At 67.3% G+C, this 19,990-nt stretch carries 20 protein-coding genes; 9 read left to right on the plus strand and 11 right to left on the minus strand.

The window, feature by feature from the left end; all coding sequences use genetic code 11:
* Positions 1-11 precede the first annotated feature (11 nt).
* The 4 genes from ACIHA7_RS11720 (at position 12) to ACIHA7_RS11735 (ending at position 5,149) form a co-directional block, all read left to right on the plus strand.
* On the plus strand, positions 12-1,358 hold the full coding sequence (locus ACIHA7_RS11720) for a CoA transferase (RefSeq protein ID WP_397288308.1): 1,347 nt from the start codon (positions 12-14) through the stop codon (positions 1,356-1,358).
* A gap of 155 nt (positions 1,359-1,513) precedes the next feature.
* A complete protein-coding gene (locus ACIHA7_RS11725) occupies positions 1,514-3,070 on the plus strand; it encodes an MFS transporter (protein ID WP_397288728.1) in 1,557 nt (518 codons plus the stop codon).
* Positions 3,071-3,215: 145 nt separating this feature from the next.
* Positions 3,216-4,250: a nucleoside hydrolase gene (locus ACIHA7_RS11730; RefSeq protein WP_397288730.1), complete on the plus strand. Its 1,035-nt coding sequence runs from the start codon at positions 3,216-3,218 to the stop codon at positions 4,248-4,250.
* Positions 4,247-5,149 carry an amidohydrolase family protein gene (locus ACIHA7_RS11735; protein WP_397288310.1) on the plus strand — a complete coding sequence of 301 codons (903 nt, stop codon included), beginning with the start codon at positions 4,247-4,249 and terminating at the stop codon, positions 5,147-5,149. Before ACIHA7_RS11730 ends, ACIHA7_RS11735 begins: the two co-directional genes overlap by 4 nt.
* Before the next feature lie 4 nt (positions 5,150-5,153).
* On the opposite strand, the gene ACIHA7_RS11740 is transcribed toward ACIHA7_RS11735, so the two are convergent.
* From ACIHA7_RS11740 to ACIHA7_RS11755, 4 genes are all read right to left on the minus strand, one after another.
* The gene (locus tag ACIHA7_RS11740; RefSeq protein WP_397288312.1) at positions 5,154-5,867 is read right to left on the minus strand and encodes a hypothetical protein; all 714 of its coding nucleotides are present in this window, start codon (positions 5,865-5,867) and stop codon (positions 5,154-5,156) included.
* Between the two features lies 1 nt (position 5,868).
* Positions 5,869-6,567, minus strand: a complete 699-nt coding sequence (locus tag ACIHA7_RS11745; RefSeq protein ID WP_397288314.1) for a matrixin family metalloprotease — start codon at positions 6,565-6,567, stop codon at positions 5,869-5,871.
* Entirely contained in the window at positions 6,522-7,103 is a 582-nt protein-coding gene (locus tag ACIHA7_RS11750; protein WP_397288316.1) for an LGFP repeat-containing protein, read from the minus strand. The genes ACIHA7_RS11745 and ACIHA7_RS11750 overlap by 46 nt, the downstream gene beginning before the upstream one ends.
* Positions 7,104-7,232: 129 nt before the next feature.
* On the minus strand, positions 7,233-7,874 hold the full coding sequence (locus tag ACIHA7_RS11755) for an NAD(P)-dependent oxidoreductase (RefSeq protein ID WP_397288318.1): 642 nt from the start codon (positions 7,872-7,874) through the stop codon (positions 7,233-7,235).
* Between the two features lie 122 nt (positions 7,875-7,996).
* Between ACIHA7_RS11755 and ACIHA7_RS11760 the strand changes: the two genes are divergently transcribed.
* Positions 7,997-8,491: a MarR family winged helix-turn-helix transcriptional regulator gene (locus ACIHA7_RS11760; RefSeq protein WP_397288320.1), complete on the plus strand. Its 495-nt coding sequence runs from the start codon at positions 7,997-7,999 to the stop codon at positions 8,489-8,491.
* Between the two features lie 226 nt (positions 8,492-8,717).
* On the opposite strand, the gene ACIHA7_RS11765 is transcribed toward ACIHA7_RS11760, so the two are convergent.
* The gene (locus ACIHA7_RS11765) at positions 8,718-9,182 is read right to left on the minus strand and encodes a hypothetical protein (protein ID WP_397288322.1); all 465 of its coding nucleotides are present in this window, start codon (positions 9,180-9,182) and stop codon (positions 8,718-8,720) included.
* 242 nt (positions 9,183-9,424) lie between these two features.
* Complete coding sequence (locus tag ACIHA7_RS11770; protein WP_397288324.1) at positions 9,425-10,099, minus strand: L-2-amino-thiazoline-4-carboxylic acid hydrolase; 675 nt, start codon at positions 10,097-10,099, stop codon at positions 9,425-9,427.
* 313 nt (positions 10,100-10,412) lie between these two features.
* On the opposite strand from ACIHA7_RS11770, the gene ACIHA7_RS11775 reads away from it, so the two are divergent.
* Both ACIHA7_RS11775 and ACIHA7_RS11780 read left to right on the plus strand, forming a co-directional pair.
* A complete protein-coding gene (locus ACIHA7_RS11775) occupies positions 10,413-10,736 on the plus strand; it encodes a type II toxin-antitoxin system Phd/YefM family antitoxin (RefSeq protein ID WP_234390941.1) in 324 nt (107 codons plus the stop codon).
* Positions 10,737-10,738: 2 nt separating this feature from the next.
* The gene (locus tag ACIHA7_RS11780) at positions 10,739-11,146 is read left to right on the plus strand and encodes a type II toxin-antitoxin system VapC family toxin (RefSeq protein ID WP_397288327.1); all 408 of its coding nucleotides are present in this window, start codon (positions 10,739-10,741) and stop codon (positions 11,144-11,146) included.
* A 6-nt stretch (positions 11,147-11,152) separates the two neighbouring features.
* Here ACIHA7_RS11780 and meaB read toward each other — a convergent pair whose 3' ends face one another.
* Genes meaB through ACIHA7_RS11795 form a run of 3 tightly spaced genes read right to left on the minus strand, consistent with a single transcriptional unit; the run spans position 11,153 to position 16,454 of the window.
* The gene (meaB, locus tag ACIHA7_RS11785; protein ID WP_397288329.1) at positions 11,153-12,286 is read right to left on the minus strand and encodes a methylmalonyl Co-A mutase-associated GTPase MeaB; all 1,134 of its coding nucleotides are present in this window, start codon (positions 12,284-12,286) and stop codon (positions 11,153-11,155) included.
* Entirely contained in the window at positions 12,283-14,577 is a 2,295-nt protein-coding gene (scpA, locus tag ACIHA7_RS11790) for a methylmalonyl-CoA mutase (protein WP_397288331.1), read from the minus strand. Before scpA ends, meaB begins: the two co-directional genes overlap by 4 nt.
* Entirely contained in the window at positions 14,577-16,454 is a 1,878-nt protein-coding gene (locus ACIHA7_RS11795; protein ID WP_397288333.1) for a methylmalonyl-CoA mutase family protein, read from the minus strand. The genes scpA and ACIHA7_RS11795 overlap by 1 nt, the downstream gene beginning before the upstream one ends.
* Before the next feature lie 181 nt (positions 16,455-16,635).
* On the opposite strand from ACIHA7_RS11795, the gene ACIHA7_RS11800 reads away from it, so the two are divergent.
* Complete coding sequence (locus tag ACIHA7_RS11800; protein WP_397288335.1) at positions 16,636-17,325, plus strand: TVP38/TMEM64 family protein; 690 nt, start codon at positions 16,636-16,638, stop codon at positions 17,323-17,325.
* A 72-nt stretch (positions 17,326-17,397) separates the two neighbouring features.
* Here ACIHA7_RS11800 and ACIHA7_RS11805 read toward each other — a convergent pair whose 3' ends face one another.
* Together ACIHA7_RS11805 and ACIHA7_RS11810 are read right to left on the minus strand one after the other, a co-directional pair.
* The gene (locus tag ACIHA7_RS11805) at positions 17,398-18,300 is read right to left on the minus strand and encodes a S1C family serine protease (protein ID WP_397288733.1); all 903 of its coding nucleotides are present in this window, start codon (positions 18,298-18,300) and stop codon (positions 17,398-17,400) included.
* Between the two features lie 139 nt (positions 18,301-18,439).
* The gene (locus tag ACIHA7_RS11810) at positions 18,440-18,727 is read right to left on the minus strand and encodes a hypothetical protein (RefSeq protein ID WP_397288735.1); all 288 of its coding nucleotides are present in this window, start codon (positions 18,725-18,727) and stop codon (positions 18,440-18,442) included.
* 368 nt (positions 18,728-19,095) lie between these two features.
* Between ACIHA7_RS11810 and ACIHA7_RS11815 the strand changes: the two genes are divergently transcribed.
* Positions 19,096-19,974: a metal-dependent hydrolase gene (locus ACIHA7_RS11815; protein ID WP_397288337.1), complete on the plus strand. Its 879-nt coding sequence runs from the start codon at positions 19,096-19,098 to the stop codon at positions 19,972-19,974.
* Positions 19,975-19,990: the final 16 nt, after the last annotated feature.

Genomic DNA, 19,990 nt, shown 5'->3' on the forward strand with positions numbered 1-19,990 from the left:
CGCTCTTTCGGGTGAACGCGCACACACGGCTGGTCCACGACTACGAAGCCGGAATCGGTGTCACCCCCTCTGTCATTACGCCGTCTCCCGATCCTGGCAGCAATCTGGCTGCGACACTGCCGGTCTGGTCGCTGGCCGCCGGGTCGGTCGCCGCGCTCATCGCCGCGGCGAACCGGATCCGCGTGGTCCGTGGACTCGATCCGGTCGCGCATCGCATCGACCCCGCGCGTATCACCGCCGCGTTCTGCAGCGAACGTTTATTACTGATCAACGGTCGCCCCGCCACCCTATTCGGCGACCTCTCCGGATTCTTCCCCACCTTCGACGGTTGGGTTCGCACCCACGCCAACTATCCACACCACCGTGATCGCTTGCTCACCGCGCTCGGCCTGCCCACCGACGCCCCCTTCGATCTCGCCGTGGCGCACATGGCGATGAGCCGCGCGGCCGATATCGAAGACCACGCCGCCGCGCACGGCGCGATCGCCGTTCGCGTCCGCACCGAACAGGAGTGGCTCGGCAGTGCCGAAGGCTGGGCGGCCGCCACCGGACCCGTGGTGGCCATCGAGCCGCGCGCCGATCGCGGCGAACCCGGATTGCCGATCGGCGCCGCCCCTTTCCAGCCGCTGCGCGGGCTCCGGGTGCTCGACCTGACCCGGGTGATCGCCGGGCCGGTCGCGACGCGGACATTGGCGCTGCTCGGCGCGGACGTCCTGCGCGTCGATCCGCCGCAGCTGCCGGAGATTCCCTGGCAGTACGCCGACACCTGCCAGGGCAAACGCTCCACCCTGGTGGACCTGTGGACGCAGCTTCCGTTGATCAGGGACCTGCTGGCCTCGGCCGACGTGCTGGTCACCGGGTATCGGCCGGGGTCGCTGGAGCGCGCGGGGCTCCTCGCCGCCATGCGACCCGGTCTGGTGCACGGCCGGGTGAGTGCCTGGGGTGAGGAAGGGCCGTGGGGCGGGCGGCGCGGATTCGACAGCATCGTGCAGGCCGCGTCGGGCATATCGATCGCCGAGGGTGCGCCCGCCGTGCCGAGCGCGCTGCCCGCCCAAGCCCTCGACCATGCCTCCGGCTATCTGCTCGCCGCGGGCGTGATCGACGCGCTGGCCGCCCGCGCCGTGGACGGCGTCGGGCGTGATGTGCGAGTTTCCTTGGCGCGCACCGCTTCCTGGCTGCTCGCCGCGCCGGACCGCACGCCACGTCATCCGCAGGCGGCGCTGCCCGATCCGACCGAGGTGACGTCGCACGGGGAGGTGATCACCGCTACGCCCGCCATCGCCGAGTACCCCGCGTACAACTGGCCTGCCCCGGCCTACGGTGGCGATCGGCCCGCCTGGCCGTTGAAGACCCACTAGTCGCTGCCCGCGTGCCGCGCACGGTTCGAGTGCACGGCACGCGGGCGCGACCCGAAAATCGTTTGCGGTTTCTGACCGGTGACCGATGAGATAGACGTGCCGTGTTCGTCTGAACAGGCATGAGCCTCATGGACACCGCGGAAGGACACCGCACCGTGGACAGCACCCTCGACCGGACCTCGGACCCGGTGCAGCCGCGCGCCGGACGGCGGGAGTGGATCGGGCTCGCGGTGCTCGCGCTCGCCTGCCTCGTCTACGCCATGGACCTCACGGTGCTGCACCTGGCCGTGCCGATGCTCAGCGCGGATCTGCATCCGACCAGCGCGCAGCTGCTGTGGATCATCGACGTGTACGGGTTCCTGGTGGCCGGGCTGCTGATCACCATGGGCACCCTCGGCGATCGGATCGGCCGGCGCCGCCTGCTGCTGGCCGGCGCGGCCGCGTTCGCGGTGGTGTCGGTGATCGCGGCGTTCGCCCCCACCGCGGAGCTACTGATCGTCTGTCGGGCGCTGCTCGGCATCGCGGGTGCGACGCTCGCACCGTCGACACTGTCGTTGATCTTCAACATGTTCCGCGACTCCAGGCAGCGCTCGGTCGCCGTCGGCGTGTGGATCGGCGCGTTCTCGGCGGGCGGTGCGGTCGGCCCGCTGTTCGGCGGGGTGCTGCTGGAGCAGTTCTGGTGGGGCTCGGTGTTCCTGCTCGCCGTGCCGGTGATGGCGTTGCTGCTGGTGATCGGGCCGAAGGTGCTGCCGGAGTTTCGCGATCCCGAGGCGGGCAAGCTCGATCCGGTCAGCGCGCTGCTCAGCGTGGCCACCATGATCGCGGTGGTGTTCGGCATGAAGAAGATCGCGCAGGACGGGGTCGGCGGCGCCGCGCTGCTGGCATTGACCGTGGGCACGATCGTCGGCGTGCTGTTCGTGCGCCGCCAACTGACCAGCCCCGATCCGATGCTGGATCTGCGGCTGTTCCGGCTCGGCGCGTTCCGGCTCGCCTTACTGATCAATATCGTCGGCATCTTCGTCGCCTTCGGCTACTTCTTGTTCGTCGCCCAGTACTTCCAGCTGGTGCTCGGGCTTTCGCCGCTGGCCACCGGTGCGGTACTCGCGCCGTCGGGTATCGGGTTCATCGTCGGTTCGCAGGTGTCGCCGCTCATCATTCGGCTGGTTCGGCCCGCCTATGTGATCGGCGTCGGCATGGCGATCACGGCAGGCGGGTTGCTGATGATGACGCGGGTGGGCCTCACCGGCGGCGTCGCACTCACCATCGCCGCCTCGGTGATCATCTCGCTCGGTCTCGCGCCGGTGTACGGCATCACCACCGAGCTCATCGTCGGCGCCGCGCCACCCGAGCAGGCGGGTGCCGCCGCCGGCGTCTCCGAGACGGGCGCGGAACTCGGTGGTGCGCTGGGTATTTCGATTCTGGGCAGCATCAGTATCGCGCTGTATCGCGGCGATCTGGCCGCCACGTTGCCCGAGGGACTACCCGCCGAGGCGAGTCGAGCGGTGCGCGACACGTTGGGTGCGGCGGTGCAGACGAGTGCTGAGCTGCCCGGGCAGCTCGGTGAGGCGGTGTTGCTCGCGGCGCGGGAGGCGTTCCTGCACGGCATGCAGGTCACCGCGGGAATCACCGCCGTTGCGGCGGCCGTTGTTTCGGTGATCGCGGTGGTGCGGTTGCGGCATCTGCCCGCGGGGGTCGGTGGCGAGTTGCACTGACCGGGGTCCGGCAGGCGGGGTTTGCCGCAGTCGCTCGCCGCGAGGCGTTGCCCGCGCTCGGCTCGCCGCGTCGGTGGACCGGCGTCCAGCCTTCGGGCGCGAGGCGAGGCAGCGTTAGTCTCGTGAGGTGCGGCAGAAGATCATCATGGATGTGGACACCGGGGTCGACGATTCCCTTGCGCTGCTCTACCTCCTCGCCTCGCCCGAAGCCGAGATCATCGGGATCGCCTCGACCGCGGGGAACGTGCCCGCGCCGCAGGTGGCGGCGAACAATCTCGCCTGGCTGGACGTGTGCCGCGCGCCCGAGATCGAGGTAGCGCTCGGCGCCGTCGAGCCGTTGGCGATACCGCTGCGCACCACCGAGGACACCCATGGTCCGCAGGGCGTCGGCTATGCCGAGTTGCCGCCGTCGGACCGGGTGCTCTCGTCGCGTTCCGCCGCTCAGATGTGGGTCGATCTGGTGCGCGCGCATCCCGGGGAGATCGTCGGGCTGTGTACCGGGCCGCTGACCAATCTGGCGTTGGCCGTCCGGCTCGAGCCCGCGCTGCCGACGCTGCTGCGCCGACTCGTGATCATGGGCGGTGCGTTCAACCATCCCGGCAACACCACCCCCACCAACGAGTGGAACGTGCACGTCGATCCGGAGGCGGCCAAGGAGGTTTTCGACGCCTTCTCCGCCGCGCCGCCGGACCGCAGGCCGATCGTCTGCGCGCTCGACATCACCGAGACCATCGAGATGCGGCCGAAGCATCTGGCGTTGCTCGCCGAACGGGCGGGCAGCCTTCCCGTGGAGGCGGTTTCGGAGATCGATACGCCCGAAGCGCGTTCGGTGACGAGCAATCCGATCGTCCGGCATGTCACCGACGCGGTGCGCTTCTACTTCGACTTCCATCGGCTCTACGACCTGGGTTACCTCGCGCACATGCACGATCCGTTCGCGGCGGCGGTCGCGTTGGATCCTTCGCTGGCCGTCACCCGGCCGGCGACGGTCGACGTCGAGCTCGCCGGGACCTTGACCCGAGCGACCACGGTGGCCGACTGGGCGGGCATGTGGGGCCGAGAACCCAACGCGGACATCGTAATCGGCACCGATCAAGAGTTGTTCTTCGACCGGCTGATCAGCAGGATCGGCGATTTCGCACGGGCGCTGTACCCGTACCAGGCGGGAGCGCCCGAATGACAGGAGAAGCCGTGACCGGCGAGCAAGACGACCACACCTACCTCGCCGACTTCCGCCACCGGCTCGGCCTGCCCGGAATCATCGACGTACACACGCATTTCATGCCGGAACCGGTCATGCGCAAGGTATGGGCCTACTTCGACTCGGCAGGCCCGCTCACCGCCCGCGCCTGGCCCATCGCCTACCGAGCCGACGAGCAAGTCCGGCTGAAGACGTTGCGCGACTTCGGCGTTCGCGCCTTCAGCGCCCTGGTCTACCCACACAAACCCGAGATGGCCGCCTGGCTCAACGAGTGGACCGCCGAGTTCGCCGAGCGCACCCCCGACTGCCTGCACACCGCGACCTTCTACCCCGAGCCGGGCGCCGAAACCTATGTGGCGGAAGCGATCCGACGCGGTGCGCAGCTGTTCAAGGCGCACATCCAGGTCGGCCGCTTCGATCCCCGCGATCCCCTGCTCGACCCCGTCTGGGCGCTGATCCAGGAAGCGAGCATCCCAGTCGTGATCCATTGCGGATCCGGGCCGGTGCCAGGCGAATTCACCGGGCCCACACCCATCGAAGCCCTGCTACACCGTTTTCCACGCCTGCCCTTGATCATCGCGCACATGGGCGCCCCCGAGTACACCGAATTCTTCGACCTGGCCGACCAGTACCCGGCCCTGCGCTTCGACACCACCATGACCTTCACCGACTTCTTCGAAGAGGTCGACCCCTTCCCCGCCCACGAACGCCCCCGACTCCTCGCCTTCGGCGACCGAATCCTGTTCGGCAGCGACTTCCCCAACATCCCCTACACCTACGGCCACGCCGTCGCCGCACTCGAACGCCTCGACCTAGGCGACGATTGGCTGCGCCGAGTCTGCTACCAGAACGCCGCCGACCTGTTCGGCATCGAGTAGGGGCTCAACGTGGCGTACTGCTCGGGGACGACGTTTGCGGCGGGACGCTCGGGCTGGACGGAGCCGAAGTCCTCGATGGCACCGGAGCTTTCGACGGAGCCGTACCGGTTGCCCCCGATGGCGGGAACGGAATTTCGCGCGCGATCGCATCCTTCATCCGATTGCGCACCTCATCCCGGTTCTCGGGCGGCCGGTTCAGCTTGGCACGGGGAGAGCCGTTGCCCGTGACGGGGATATCGCCAGCCACCGGAATCACCGTGTACCAGTCCTCGTCTGTGCTGAAGCGCGCCGCGATCAGGTACGACTGGCCCAGCACGAGCAGCTCGTCCCCGGATTCAACGACGACTGTCCCGTCTTTGAGTCCACCACGCTGATTGACGGTGACTCTTCCCGCGGCATTGCCCTTCAACCGCTCACTTATCTCGAGGGAGAACTGCGACTCCAACTGCCCGCGCCGTTCGGTCGATCCGATCGACTCGACGACCTGGCCGAAAAAGATGTCGGTAGCCGCCCCGGCGACCGCTGCCGGATTGTTGCGATCGATGACGCTGCTCGAGTTGAGATAGGAGGTCTCCGGCGGCGCGGTGCTCGGCACGATGGGCGAGCCTTCTCCCGGTGAGCACCCCACCATGGCCCCCAGCACCGTGCCCGCCGCCGACACCGACAGCAGTGCACGTGCCATCCGCCGGGCGGATCCCGCAGTCCACTTCTCCGTCATGTCACCATCCCCACCTGTAGCGGTATACAGCCTTATCGAGGTCCTGCAATGTGCTGGCTGTCCGAGTCGAATCAGAGGGGCCCATGATCTGTGAATCGCACGAATGATCCAGTCCTAGTGCATGTCCGAGCTCGTGCACGAACACGACCCGGCGCTGCGTACTGGTGTATGAGTCGGTGTAGGCGCGATTGAGCTTGATCTGGTCCGGCAACGGTCCGAAATTCTGATACTGGCCCGAGTAGGTCTCATCTGGGAGATTCACTTCGTTGACCGTAAGGTCATAGCCGACAGCTCCGGACTGCTTGACGTTGATCGCGTTCATAGTGTTCCACTCCCTGACAGCGTCCCGCCACGCGTCGATCGATCGCTGGTCGGTGAACGCCGCCGAGTACGCAATCTCCCGCCCGTCAACCGAGTTGTACGGAAGTAGGTATCCCTCGATTCCGGTCACGAGGATCCCACCCTGGAACCTTTGAGCATACCGGCCACACCCCACCTGCTGCGTGTCCTCGATCGGGTACCCGTAGACACCATTCTCCCAGTCCGCCGCCGCCCAATACTGCGCGATCGGCGCACGGACCACGCGCGCACCGGTATCCGGATGCCAGTAGATGAGCCCGCCCTCGAATCCCTGTCCACGGCCGTCGTTTTTCGTCACGTATTCATCGGACTTCGGGAATCCCAGCACACCGTTCTCCAATCATTTTCACCCCATTTATCCCGGATCAGTCCCCACGTAGCGTGCACGCCGGTAGAACCGGACCAATGGACCGAACCGCCCTCGAAGTTGTTGAACCTTCCGGGCTTGCGGGTCGGTAACTCGCGAGTTGTCGGATACTTGAGAGCGCCGTTCTCCCAACCGAGTTCGCCCCATTTGTCACGGATCGCGCCGCCGACCTGGTTGGCCCGACCGTTGGAGACCAGTGGGTGCCAGTAGATCGAGCTGCCCCTTTCGAACCCCTGCCACCGCCCACCCCTGGCAGCATCCGATTCAGGGTTGACCGCGTTGCCGAAGAATGGAAAGTCACCTGCCGAGCGGTACTCCGCGAGGATGGCTCCTCCGACACAGTGGCCGTACCACGGGTCGTCATTCGGACATCGTGGATCTGCCAGAGCGGTTGGGGTGATCGCACCCAAGATCCCAAGCATTGCTGTAGCTATCGCCAGTGCAGCCACGCTTCGGGAGCGGTGACGTATGTACGAAGTTCGAATCATTTGTCGCCGAGCGAAAACCATGAGCCCCTCCCGTTTGCGTTCATCGCATGGAACTCATGAGACCAAGGAGAGCTACTTACGCGACAGACTCTGGACTGGAGTACAACAACTGGGGACCGGCGGTTGTCGCTCTGTCGGCCCCGGGAGCGTTCAGGTTGCGCCGACGGTGAATCGGGTGCGGGGGTGGGTGGGGTGTTCGGCCTCGTCGAGGAGGGCGACGGCGAAATCTTCCATGGAGATGGTGGATTGGCCGTTGGGGTCGGTGAGGAGTTCGTCGGTGCCGGTGCGGTAGGTGCCGGTGCGCTGGCCGGGGTGTAGGTCGGCGGGTGGGCTCAGATAGGTCCAGTTCGTGGTTGTTTCGGCTCGGCACAGGGCGAGTTGGTCGGCGCAGGCTTGGGCTATGGGGCGCAATTCCGCTGGGAAGTTGGGGGTTTCGTGCAGGGTGGTGCCGTTGGTGCCGGGGACGAGCAGAGTGGACGCGCCGCCGACGAGGAGGAGGCGGACTCCGGTGTGGCCGAGGGCTTTCAGTAGTACGGCGGTGATTTCGGGGAGTTCGTGTTCTCGGCCCACAGGCGGGCGGGTTGCGGTGATCACGAGATCCTGTCCGAGACTGAGGGATACGACGTCGTCGAGGTCGGCGGCGTTCCCGATGCGGACCTCAGCGGCGGGGGGTACGGCGGCGGCGCGTGCCGGGTCGCGGATGACGGCGAGTACCTCGTGGCCGCGGGCCAAGGCCTCGGTCACCACTCGACTGCCTACCTCACCTGTCGCGCCGAATACCGTGATGCGCATGATTCGTCCTCCTGTCGGACCCGAGCCCGTGTCGATTGCTTAGCACTAAGTAACTTAGCTTAGCGCTGAGCAATTCCCGTAGCGAGGTACCTCACCGCTGAGGTATTCGCTAGAGTGCGGTGGTGACCGATCACGTCGACCAAGTGCTCGCACAATGGCGGGAACAGCGGCCCGACCTGGACGTATCTCCCATGGCGGTACTCGGGCGGCTGTCGAGGCTGACGCAGTTGACCGGTGTCGAGCTGCGCAAGACGTTCGCCGCGCACGGGTTGGACGCCGCATCGTTCGACGTGCTCGCCACCCTGCGGCGCAGCGAACCACCGCACTCGCTGACGCCTACCGAGCTGATGCACTCGGCCATGGTCACCTCCGGCGCCATCACGCAGCGCCTCGATCGACTCGAGGAGCGCGGGCTGGTGCGGCGGACACCCAGCGAATCCGACGGCCGTGGCGTCCGCGTCTTCCTCACCGACGCGGGGCATGACGTCATCGATGAAGCGCTACCCGATCACGTCGCTACCGAGGAGCGCATCCTGGGGCCGCTCACGCCGAAGCAGCGCGATGCACTCGCGGATACGTTACGCGTGCTGCTCGAATCACTGGGCGACACAATCTGATCGGCGCGTCGGCCCATCGCCCATCGCCCATCGCCCATCGCCCATCGCCCATCGCCCATCGCCCATCGAGCATCGAGCATCGAGCATCGAGCATCGAGCATCGAGCATCGGAACAGACGATCCCGCCGCATCTGAACCTCCGGCCGACCTTCGTCGCAATGCATGCCTGATCGCCAGCGTTTCCCCGCACTCGAACCCGGTCCCCTTCGCGGCAATCCGCGCCAGCTCAAGCGGCAGGCAAGGCGGCGACCAATCCGCGGATGTAGTTGACGCGCTGTTCGGTGTCGACGACCTGGGCGCGATCGGTGATCTTGACCTGGGTCGCGTAGTAGAAATCCCCTCCTTGCACGCTGACCTGGACGAATCCCTGGATCTTCTCCTCCTTGACGGCCAGGAACACCAGGCCGAGCAGACAGAAGACCATGAGCAGCACCGCGAGCACGATCGCGTAGGACGGGATGCGCCGGTCGACGGTGGTCTGGTTGGTGACAATCCAGACGGTGCCCGCCAACGGACGCTGCCCGGACGGCGTCAACACCCGCGTCGCCGTGCATCCGATATCGCCGACGGTCACCAAAACCGGCTCCGGTGGGAACGAATTCCACTGCGGTGGTGGTGGTTCCGGGCCGGAGATCCACTGCGGCCGACCCATCTCGGATTCGGGCGGTTGAGCAATCGCGTCTTCGGACATCGCCAGGCACCTCCTTTGCCTGCGAAGGGGACGAACCCCCCGCATCACGTCGGCCGGCGAGTCCTCGTTGCCGCGTCGTCGCCAGCTGAGGAACCTTCCACGCTACTACTCGTCAATGCGGGTCGACAACTAGTAGACGGTCAGCAAATAGGTAGTCCGGACGAGGACTACGCAGGTAGAGCGACCGGCGCGGGCGGTCGAGGCGGCGGTCTGTGCGCCGCCTCGACCGGGCTGGCGACCGATCAGCGCTCGATGCGCTCCCAATGGAACGGGCAGTGCGTGCCGCCCAACCCGATGGTGGTGGCGCGGTCGAAACGGAAACCGTGTTTCAACGGGTCGATGGCGCGGATCCAGTTCGCATCGAACTCACACATCACCGGCGTCAGCTCGGACGCCGAATGCGCAACCAGCACATCGTGATAGAAGCACTGGACGACATCCACGTGATACCGCTGCTGGTCGTCCGCGGGTCGCGCGAAGGTGAATCCGGCGCCGAAGGCGTGCTCCTCGCGCGACTTCGAGACCGCGACCATGGCGGCGAACGGGTCGTCGGCTGCATCGAGCATCGACCGGGTCGCGTCTTGAACGGCCTCGCCGAGCGGTTCGACGAACGCGTCGCGCAGCGCGGCAATGGTGGCGTCGCGTCCGAGCCGAGGGAGCAACGCCCGGTAGGCGACAACCAAAGCGAGGGTCATCCGCAGGTTGTAGCGCGCAGGCTCGTCCACGCATCGATGCGCCTCGGCGGCCGCCAATTCCGCGAGTTCCCGCCGCATATCGGCGAACAGGTCCTCGGTCAGGTCCGCCTCGGGCAAACCTGCCGCGAGGTGGTCGAAAAACGCGTCGACAACGGCTGCCGAGTCGCGCGCCGGATCAGGCACGTAATCATTTCCGGCAAGGTCGAAGGGGTCGGTGTGCATACTGCGTCCTTTCGAGACATCGCCGGTCTCCGAACACAGCACAACCACTAGGCAGGGGTCGGCCGTGCCCGTCACCGACGGGCACGCCAACGCGCTCCACCGACCTACCTGGCGCTGACGATATTCTTGGATTGCCCCGCGGCTGCGAGACATTCGCAGCATCCCATGCGCGACAACCCCTTGTCCAACAGCCCTGGTACCGAACCCTTTTCGCAATTCGGCAGGCCAACGCGGGCAGCAGGTGGCACATCGGATCCCATCGGCCGTACCCCAAGGGTCGACATACCCGATCTGGTCTGTCTAGACTGTCCAGATGGGGACACTTCAGCTAGACCAGGAGGCAGAGACGGTGCAATGGCAAGTTCAGGAGGCCAAGCAACGATTCTCCGAGGTATTGCGCGCGGCGGAATCGGACGGACCACAAACCATCACCCGCCACGGTGACGCGGTGGCTGTAGTTCTGGATATCAACGAGTACCGCAAGCTGACCCGCCCGGACATCAGCTTCGTCGACCATCTCCTGGTGACGTTCTCGGGTCTCGGCGACGATGTGGCCGACGTACTCGACGAAGTCGAGAGCGCGCGACAGCACAGCATGCCGCGCGACGTCGACCTGTTCGACGACGCGGCCGGGTAGTCGTGAGTTACCTCCTCGACACCAATGTGCTGTCGGAAATAATGCGGCCGAAGCCCGCGCCCGCGGTGCTCGACTGGTTGAGCAAGGCCCGCCTCGCCGACCAGTGGCTCAGCGTCGTCACCGTCGGTGAGCTGCGCCGCGGCGTCGCGCTGCTACGACATCGGGGCGGGACAGCGCGGGCGCAGCTGTTCGAGCAGGCGATCGCCGATATCGAAGCCCGGCACGGCGATCGGATCCTGCCCGTCACCACCGAGATCGTCCGCGTGTGGGCCCGCATCAGCATTCACTCGATCGACATGGCGGACGGGCTCATCGCGGCGACCGCGGTGACGCATGGGCTCGCGGTGGTCACCCGGAATGTGAAGCACTTCGAGGAGACGGGGGCGGCGGTGATCAACCCGTTCGGGTGACGGGGGTCAGCGGCTGTCGAAGGCGCGCAGGAGTTCTTCGGCGGCCAGTGCGGCGGTGAGGGTTCCGTCGCGGACCTGCTTCTCGACCTGGGCGCGAATGGCTTTCACCTTCGGGTTGTCGGCGAGGCGGCGCAAAAGCTGATCGTGCACCATGGTCCAGGTCCAGTCGATCTGCTGGCGGCGGCGCTTCTCGTCGAATTCGCCTGCGTCGGTGAGGACCCGGCGGTGTTCGAGGACGGTGTCCCAGAACTTGTCCAGGCCGATACCCTCCAGTCCGCTCATGGTGAGCACCGGCGGGCGCCACAGCGCGTCGTGCGGGTGGATCAGCCGCAGTGCGCCGGATAGTTCGCGGGCAGCGGACTTGGCTTCCATCTCGTGCTTGCCGTCGGCCTTGTTGACCGCGACCAGATCAGCCAGCTCCAGCACACCTTTCTTGATGCCCTGCAGCTGATCACCGGTCCGGGCCAACGTCAGAAAACAGAAGACGTCGACCATATTGGCGACCGTCACCTCGGACTGACCGACCCCGACCGTCTCCACCAGGATCACGTCGTACCCGGCGGCCTCGAGCAACACGATGGTCTCCCGCGTCGCCTTGGCCACGCCGCCGAGGGTGCCCGCGGTCGGCGACGGCCGGATATAGGCGTTGCGCTCCACCGACAACCGCGCCATCCGCGTCTTGTCGCCCAGGATCGAACCGCCGGTCCGAGTGGACGACGGATCGACCGCGAGCACCGCGACCCGATGCCCCTTGCCGATCAGATCCATCCCGAGCGCATCGATGAACGTCGACTTACCGACCCCCGGAACACCGGTGATGCCAACACGATTCGACACCACCGTCGTCTCGGAGCTGTGCTTGTCCGGCGTCAACTTCAGCAGCAACCGCTGCGCTTGATCCCGATGATCCGCCCGGGTCGACTCCACCAGCGTGATCGCCCGAGCCAGCGCGGCCCGCTCCCCCGCCCGCACCGCGTCGGCCATCGCATCGATGTCGATCGCCCGAGCGCGTCGAACGGGTTGAGCGCCCTGCGCGCTCAACCCGCCGGCGACATCGGCCGACCCCTGGCGACCTACACCGGACGAGTCCGACCGAAGGCCGCCATGGACCGGGGTGACCGCGGGATCGCGCTCGCTCATTCGGCCGCGGCGGAATCCTCGGCGCCGCTGCCGCTTTCGGGTGACAACTCCGGGTGGCCGAGCTCGGTGGCGAGCTTCTTCAGCAGATCGATCGCGGCGTCGGCGATGACGGTGCCTGGCGGGAAGATCGCCGCGGCACCGGCTTCGTAGAGCGCGTCGAAGTCACCGGGCGGAATGACGCCGCCGACGATGACCATGATGTCGGGTCGCCCCGCCTCGGCCAGCGCCTGCCGCAGGGCGGGCACCAGCGTGAGGTGGCCCGCCGCGAGCGAGGACACGCCGACAACGTGCACGTCGTTGTCGGCGGCCTGCTGCGCCACCTCTTCCGGGGTCTGGAACAGCGGGCCCACATCGACGTCGAAGCCGAGGTCGGCGAAGGCGGTGGCGATCACCTTCTGGCCGCGGTCGTGCCCGTCCTGCCCCATCTTCGCGACGAGGATGCGCGGGCGACGACCCTCCGCCTCGGCGAAGGCCTCGACCAGATCGCTCGCCTTGGTGATGTTGCTGACCTTGCCTGCCTCGTCGCGGTACACACCGGAGAGCGTACGGATCTCGGCCTGGTGCCTGCCGTATACCTTCTCCAGCGCGTCGGAGATCTCGCCGACGGTGGCCTTGGCGCGCGCGGCGTCGATGGCGAGGGCGAGCAGGTTGTTCGCCATCCCGCCTTCGGAAGAGGCTGCGGCGCGGGTCAACTCGGCCAGCGCGCGCTCGACCGCGTCGGCGTCGCGATCGGCGCGCAGCTGCCGCAGCTTCTCGATCTGCTCGGCGCGCACTCGGGAGTTCTCCACCTTGAGGACCTCGACCTGCTGGTCTTCTTCGGCCTGATACTTGTTGACGCCGATCACCGGCTGCTGCCCGGTGTCGATCCGCGCCTGGGTGCGCGCGGCGGCCTCCTCGATGCGCAGCTTCGGGATGCCCTCGCCGATCGCCTGCGCCATGCCACCGTGCGCCTCGACCTCGGCGATGTGCGCGCGAGCCCGGTTGGCCAGCTGATGGGTGAGCCACTCGACGTAGTACGAGCCGCCCCACGGGTCGACCGGCCGGGTGGTGTTGGACTCCTGCTGGATCAGCAGCTGGGTGTTGCGGGCGATGCGGGCGGAGAAGTCCGTCGGCAGTGCGAGCGCCTCGTCCAGCGCGTTCGTGTGCAGCGATTGGGTGTGCCCCTGGGTCGCGGCCATCGCCTCGATGCAGGTGCGTGCGACGTTGTTGTAGGCGTCCTGCGCGGTCAGCGACCAGCCGGAGGTCTGCGAATGTGTGCGCAGCGACAGCGATTTCGAGCTCTTCGGCTCGAACTTCGCGACCAGCTCGCTCCACAGCAGCCGCCCGGCGCGCAGCTTGGCGACCTCCATGAAGAAGTTCATGCCGATGGCCCAGAAGAACGACAGCCGCGGCGCGAACTTGTCCACCGCCATGCCCGCGTCGATGCCGGCCCGGATGTACTCGACGCCGTCGGCGAGCGTGTAGGCCAACTCCAGGTCGGCGGTCGCGCCTGCTTCCTGAATGTGGTAGCCCGAGATGGAGATCGAGTTGAACTTCGGCATCTTGGCGCTGGTGTAGGCGAAGATGTCGGAGATGATCCGCATCGAGGGCTTCGGCGGGTAGATGTAGGTATTGCGGACCATGAACTCCTTCAGAATGTCGTTCTGAATGGTTCCGGCCAGCTGCTCCGGCGCGACGCCCTGCTCCTCTGCCGCAACGACATACAGCGCGAGGATCGGCAACACCGCGCCGTTCATCGTCATCGACACACTCACCTGGTCCAGCGGGATGTGGTCGAACAGCTGGCGCATGTCGAGAATGGAGTCGATGGCCACACCGGCCATGCCGACGTCACCTTGCACGCGCGGATGATCGGAGTCGTAGCCGCGGTGCGTGGCGAGGTCGAAGGCGACCGAAAGGCCCTTCTGCCCGGCCTGAAGGTTGCGCCGGTAGAAGGCGTTCGAGTCCGCGGCGGTGGAGAAGCCCGCGTACTGGCGGATGGTCCACGGCTGATTGACGTACATCGTCGGGTACGGGCCGCGCACGAACGGCGCGACGCCGGGCACGCTGTCGAGCGGATACCCCTCGGCCGCAACGGCATCCCGGTCGGCTTTGGTGAATACCGGTGGCACGTCGATGCCTTCGGGTGTCGACCACTTCAGCTGCTCGGGCGCGTAATGGTTGGCCGCCGCGGCCTCGCGCACGAAGGTCTCGACCTGTGCGGCGTCGACGGCGGCGGGCTCGGGTGCCCGCTCGGTCAGCGGCACCTCGGCGAAACTGCCGATCAGGTGCTTGATTTCACGAGTAGTCATCAGGCTCCCACCTTCTCCAGCAGGCCGGACAGCGCGGCGACCGCATCGATCTTCGCCGCGAGGAATCCGTCCGGACGCTGTGCGTCATCCAGCTCGGCGATCGCCTTCGCGGCACCCGCGAGCAACACCGTTTCCACGCCGGCGGCGCGCAACTGCCGCACCGCCGCACCGGCTTCCGCGCCGTAGCGCTTGTCCGAACCACACAGCACCGCGATCGGCGCACCGGCTTCGGTTGCCGCCGCACCGATTCCGTCCACCGTCAATGGTCCCGGATTGACCGACTCGATACCACCGGAGGCGAGCAGATTCGCGATGAAGGTCACTCGGACGTTGTGCTCGGCGACCGAACCCAGCGGCACCAGCAGCGCTTTCGGGCGCGCGCCGTGCGCGGCCAGGTAGGCGTCGGACCGGTTGCGCAACGCCTCGAACGTGGCGCCGTAGCGCGCCACCTGATCGGCCTGCCGCGCCGCCTCGGACAGCGGCGGCTCGGCCAGGTTCGGGAATTCGTTCACCCCCGTTACCGACGTCTTCCGGTGGGCCACATCGGTATCCCTGGCCGCCTTGGTCGCGGCGATGCGCTCGGCGATGAATCCGCTGTCCAGCGCGGCGAGATAGCCGCCCGCGGCCTCGATCTCCTGCATGAACTCCCACGCCTTCGCGGCGAGCGCGCCGGTCAGGTCCTCGACATACCAAGAGCCTGCGCCGGGATCCTGCACGAAGCCGAGATGGGACTCCTCGAGCAGCAGCAGCTGGGTGTTGCGAGCCATCCGGTCCGCGAAGGACTTCGAGACGCCGAGCTCACCGGCGGGCAGCGCGGCATCGAACGGCAGCACGGTCACCGTGTCCGCCCCGCCGACCCCGGCGCCGAACGCCGCCAGGGTGGTGCGCAGCAGGTTCACCCACGGGTCGCGCTGGGTCATCATGGCCGCGGAGGTCACCGCGTGCTGGGGGGCGCCACCGAAGTCCGGTGCGCCGCACACGTGCGCCACCCGCGCCCAGAGTTGGCGTGCGGCACGGAATTTGGCGACCGTGGCGAACTGGTCGTCGGTGGCGGCGAAGCGGAAGCTCAGCTGTTCCAGCGCATCCGCGATATCCAGGCCCTCGGTGAGGGCGCGCAGGTAGGCCAGGCCCGCGGCGACGGCGGCGCCGAGCTCCTGGGCGTCGGAGGCGCCCGCATTGTGGAAGACGGTGCCGTCCACCGTGATCGCGCGCACCGTCTCCGCGCGCGCCACCGCCGCTCCGGCCAGCGTCACGGTCTCCGGCAGCCCGATGTCGGCGGTTCCGGCGAACCGGCTGGTGAGTGGCGCCGCGCCGAGCGAGACGTGAATGTCCTTGCGGGAAGCCGTGTCATAGCCGTCGAGCACGGTGTACAGCCGCGTCGCCGCGTCGACCGTGGCGGTGCCCGCATCGAGGGTCACCGGCGCGAGCTCGAACAACACCCCGGCCAGGGCGGCGGGCAGATCGGCCGCCGGTACGCCGCGCTCGCCGACGCCGAGCCAGACGGCGCTGATTCCACTGCCGAGACCGGCCAAGATCTCTCGGTTGACCGCGGCCGCATCGGGCCCGCCGAACTGCGCGCTGACATACCAGCCGCGGTGCACGTCGCGGGTGGCGTCGCTGCCGCGGACGAACGGATATGTGCCGGGCAGCGGCTGCTCGGGCAGTTCGTCCTTGCGCGTGTACAGCGGGGCGATGGTCAGCCCGTCGTAGGTGGTTTCCGCGAGCAGCTGCTCCGGTTCCGCGGGCAGGTCGGCGATGTCGACCCGCCGGACCTTGGCCAGTACCCCGGCCACGCCCTTGCGCCACGCGGCGAACTGCGGAACCGGATCCGCGCCCGTTGGCGCCGCGTCCGGCCCGGGCTCTGAAGCAATCGGCATAGCTTGCTTTCCTCTTCCACTCGACTGCAGGCGCACCCGTGGTGTGTGCCGAAACCGCCGCATTCGCCCAGTTCAGCGACTACTTTGGTTAACGAGCATTCGTCCCGTTTCTTCTGATGCTAGCGGGGCCTCCGCAACACGTTGTCCCCCAGTACCACTACCACCCGGTAACCTGGCCCCGGTGACCAGGCTGATCCGTGACCCGCGCGTGCTCGCGACGATCGTCGGTGTCGCCGCGTTGTTCGTCGCCGCGCTGCTGGTCCCACTGCCGAGTCCACAGCAGATCCAGGACTGGGCGGGCTCGGTCGGCCCGATTTTTCCGCTGGTGTTCTTCGTGGTGCACGCGCTGGTGACGGTGGCGCCGATCCCGCGCACCGTTTTCACGGTGAGCGCCGGGCTGCTGTTCGGTCCGGTGCTCGGCATCGCGCTGGCCGTCGGCGCGACGACGGTCAGTGCCGCGCTCGCCGTCCTGCTCGTACGCGCCCTGGACCGCGAACAGGTGGCCTCGCGCCTCACCCACCCGGCCGTTCGCTCCGTCGACGATCGGCTGCGCCGGCGCGGCTGGCTCGCGGTCGGCTCCCTGCGCCTGATCGCCTTCGTGCCGTTCTCGGTGCTCAACTACTGCTGCGGACTGTCCTCGATCCGCTTCTGGCCGTACATGGTTGCCACGCTGCTCGGCGTGCTGCCCGGCACCGTCGGCACCGTCATCCTCGGCGACGCCCTCACCGGCAACACCCACCCGGCCTTGATCGTGTTCTCCGGGGTACTGATCGCCATCGGCGTGCTCGGGTTGGTCGTCGACGCGCGCTGGAACAGCGGCGAGAGTGTCGTACCGGCCGAGGAACCCACACCAGCCGCAGTCGCCAAGTAGCCCACTGACGCGGGAGCTCGTGCGGATCGGTTGGCGATTCACCGACAGCCCGGCGATCAGTGGCCGGTCGATTCAGTCGACGGTCAACTCGATCGGTACCGCAACCACGTCGACCATGGCACCGTTGCGCAGCACGGTGACCGGTAGCTTGACCCCGATCGCGTCGGCGAACAGCCGGCGCTGAATGCCCTGTGCGTCCCGCACTTCGGCGCGTCCGACGCTGAGGACCAGATCGCCGCGGCGCAGGCCGGCCTGCTCGGCCGGGCCGCCGCGGACCACCTCCATGATGCGGACACCGGCGGCCTGTCCGGTGCGGGCGGCGACGGTGGCGGGTAGCGGCGCGGGCATGCCGACCAGGCCCAGGTACGCGCGGCGCACTCGGCCGTCGGTGTGCAAGGTATCGATGATGCGCCGCGTGGTCGCGTTGATCGGAATCGCCAGGCCGAGCCCGATTCCCGCGACGGCGGTGTTGATGCCGACCACCCGGCCCGCGGAGTCCGACAGCGCGCCACCGGAATTGCCGGGATTGAGGGCCGCGTCGGTTTGGATCACGTCCTCGATGACCCGTCCCGCGCGGCGCGAGGCGACCGGGACGGCGCGGCCCAGCGCGCTCACCACTCCGGCGGTGACCGATCCGGCGAGTCCGAGCGGGCTGCCGACGGCCACCACCAGCTGGCCGACGACGAGTTCGTCCGCGTCGCCGAGGGTCACCGCCGGTGGCGCGCCGTCGGCTGAGTGCAGCACGGCCAGGTCGGACAGCGGGTCGATGCCGACGACGTCGAACTTGGCTTCCACCCCGTCGGCGAAAACCACCTCGCCACCGCCGGCCGACCCGATGACGTGCGCGTTGGTCAACAGGAACCCGTCGTCGGTGAACACCACCGCCGACCCGCTGCCCCGCCGGGTGCGCACGCTGGCCACATGCGGCGTGACCGACGCGGCAACCCTGATCACCGTGCGCGAATAGGCATCCATCGCGGCGTCATCGTCCACGTCGATCACCACCCCTGATTACACGTCTACACCAACCCCTCCAGCATGCCCGCACTCCGGCCGGGGCGCACCGTGTTCACCAGAGCCCCAACCACATCGACCACGCGCGCGGGGGTGTCGGTCAGGCGGCGGGGCTCATGGTGGCGCCTTCGAAGAACTCCGACTCCGTCATGCCGAGGCGGGTGGTGATCAGCTCGAGGGCGAGGCGGAGCACTTCCGGCGCGGTCGGCGCGACGACCTGTGACTGTTCGAGCCGCGTGGTCCCGCATTCGACGCGCACTCGGCAGCGCCAACCGGTGCCGTTGGGATAGGGCTTGGGTCGTCCGATCGCGACGTACACCGGCACGCCGTCGTGCAGGAACTCGTTCGTGGCCAGCAGATCGTCGGCCGGCGTGATCATCACAGCCATGTCAGCCACGACCGATCACAAGCAATGTTGCAGCTACAAGTCGGTTCCGCATCGGATGCTCCCGGTAATACTCATCAGGCAGGGCACTTACGACTATCCGTTTGGGATGAACCTAGCTCGATCCCGGACTCTCCGCAACATTTGAGCAAACATTCAGTCACGGAGGTTGAACCATTCATCTTCGGCGAGACCGCCGCACCCGTCGTGCGACCGATCCGAGCCGAGCATTACCAGACACAACAGGTCAACAGGCACAACGGAATTGCGCCTACCTGCGGCATTCGAAACACCTCTTGCTTCCCCTGTCTGAGACGGTATCGTACTAGTAGTACCGCATACTGACGGTACCGAGCTCAATGAGGTGCGAGATGACCGAGCAAAGTGTGCGAAGCAAGGAACGCACGGGCAGCGGATATCCGAGGGCGCGGCGAATCAGATTCCGTTTCGGCGAGCCGGTGCCCATGTCGAAGTACTACGCGGGCGGCGACATGGTGTTCAGCCACTTCATCGCCGGACTCTCCGCGGGGTTCCCGCCGGGCGAGGAGTCGTTCATCCGATCGGTGCGCCGATTCGCCGACCAGATCACCGACCCGGTGCTCAAGAAGCGAGTCGCCGGGTTCATCGGTCAGGAGGCGATGCACGGCCAGGAACACCGGCGGCTCAACGAGAAACTCATCGAGATGGGCTACCCCATCGAGTGGCTGGACGCACCGGCGGCCATCGAACGGCAGAAACGCCTCGAGCAGCGCATCCCCGCGCGGTTACACCTGGCCGCCACCGCGGCGGCCGAGCACTACACGGCGGTGCTGGCCGAACGCGTGCTGTCCAGTCCCGAGATCCAAGCACTCGCCGGCGATGACGAAGTGCGAAACCTCTTGAACTGGCATGCTTTCGAGGAGCTGGAGCACAAGTCGGTGGCGTTCGACGTGTACCGCGCGGTCGGCGGCACGGAGACGATGCGCATCCTCACCATGGCGACCCTGGTGGCGCTCACCCTCCCACTCACCGCCGTCGGCCTTACCGTCTCCCTCGGTCGGGATCCGGACGCACGGCGTTATCCGTTGAGTTTGGCCAGAGAAGCTCTCACGCTGTTCCGCGGGCCGGTGTTCCGCGGCATCGGCCGCGAACTGGTGTTGTATCTGCGGCCCGGTTTCCATCCCGACGACATCGATTCCCGAGAGTTGTTGCAGCGCTGGCAGAAAGAGCTGTTCGGCACCGACGGCACTCTCGTCGACCACCTCAAGTAGCCCTTTCGAACCCGGA

Source organism: Nocardia sp. NPDC052316 (assembly GCF_044547795.1).
Lineage (GTDB): Bacteria > Actinomycetota > Actinomycetes > Mycobacteriales > Mycobacteriaceae > Nocardia.

What these genes read in the sequence shown, in the direction of transcription:
- ACIHA7_RS11755 (WP_397288318.1), bottom strand. Translation starts at nt 7,874, where the DNA reads ATGCGCATCACGGTATTCGGCGCGACAGGTGAGGTAGGCAGTCGAGTG.
- ACIHA7_RS11775 (WP_234390941.1), top strand. Translation starts at nt 10,413, where the DNA reads ATGGGGACACTTCAGCTAGACCAGGAGGCAGAGACGGTGCAATGGCAA.
- ACIHA7_RS11740 (WP_397288312.1), bottom strand. Translation starts at nt 5,867, where the DNA reads ATGACGGAGAAGTGGACTGCGGGATCCGCCCGGCGGATGGCACGTGCA.
- ACIHA7_RS11805 (WP_397288733.1), bottom strand. Translation starts at nt 18,300, where the DNA reads ATGGATGCCTATTCGCGCACGGTGATCAGGGTTGCCGCGTCGGTCACG.
- ACIHA7_RS11815 (WP_397288337.1), top strand. Translation starts at nt 19,096, where the DNA reads ATGACCGAGCAAAGTGTGCGAAGCAAGGAACGCACGGGCAGCGGATAT.
- ACIHA7_RS11810 (WP_397288735.1), bottom strand. Translation starts at nt 18,727, where the DNA reads ATGGCTGTGATGATCACGCCGGCCGACGATCTGCTGGCCACGAACGAG.
- ACIHA7_RS11795 (WP_397288333.1), bottom strand. Translation starts at nt 16,454, where the DNA reads ATGCCGATTGCTTCAGAGCCCGGGCCGGACGCGGCGCCAACGGGCGCG.
- ACIHA7_RS11765 (WP_397288322.1), bottom strand. Translation starts at nt 9,182, where the DNA reads ATGTCCGAAGACGCGATTGCTCAACCGCCCGAATCCGAGATGGGTCGG.
- ACIHA7_RS11730 (WP_397288730.1), top strand. Translation starts at nt 3,216, where the DNA reads ATGGATGTGGACACCGGGGTCGACGATTCCCTTGCGCTGCTCTACCTC.
- ACIHA7_RS11750 (WP_397288316.1), bottom strand. Translation starts at nt 7,103, where the DNA reads ATGGTTTTCGCTCGGCGACAAATGATTCGAACTTCGTACATACGTCAC.
- scpA (WP_397288331.1), bottom strand. Translation starts at nt 14,577, where the DNA reads ATGACTACTCGTGAAATCAAGCACCTGATCGGCAGTTTCGCCGAGGTG.
- ACIHA7_RS11735 (WP_397288310.1), top strand. Translation starts at nt 4,247, where the DNA reads ATGACAGGAGAAGCCGTGACCGGCGAGCAAGACGACCACACCTACCTC.
- ACIHA7_RS11770 (WP_397288324.1), bottom strand. Translation starts at nt 10,099, where the DNA reads ATGCACACCGACCCCTTCGACCTTGCCGGAAATGATTACGTGCCTGAT.
- meaB (WP_397288329.1), bottom strand. Translation starts at nt 12,286, where the DNA reads ATGAGCGAGCGCGATCCCGCGGTCACCCCGGTCCATGGCGGCCTTCGG.